General features: G+C 68.2%; 1 protein-coding gene. It reads left to right on the top strand.

Annotation, left to right across the window (positions count from 1 at the left end):
- The coding region (locus tag QJT78_RS52555; protein ID WP_281460990.1) for a transposase at positions 1-238 on the top strand (238 nt) is incomplete at its 5' end.
- Positions 239-258: the final 20 nt, after the last annotated feature.

Below are 258 nucleotides of genomic sequence, written 5' to 3' on the forward strand. Positions count from 1 at the left end.
GGTCCGTCTCGTGCTCCATACGGCCGCTTATTGGCTGATGCTGACCGTGCGCGACGCCATTCCCAAAGCCCGGGAATTGGCCGCTGCCGAGTTCGCGACGCTGCGTCTTCGGCTCTTGAAAATCGCCGCCCGTGTCGTCGAGACCACGAGCCGCATTCGCCTTGCGTTTGCCGCGGCATGTCCCGAAGCCGACCTGATCTGCGGCTTGCCCGGCGCGCTGCTGCCGCTCGGTCCTTGACCGGCGGGGCGTCCGCCCCC

The organism is Bradyrhizobium sp. Mp27, from assembly GCF_029953005.1.
GTDB classification, from domain to species: domain Bacteria; phylum Pseudomonadota; class Alphaproteobacteria; order Rhizobiales; family Xanthobacteraceae; genus Bradyrhizobium; species Bradyrhizobium barranii.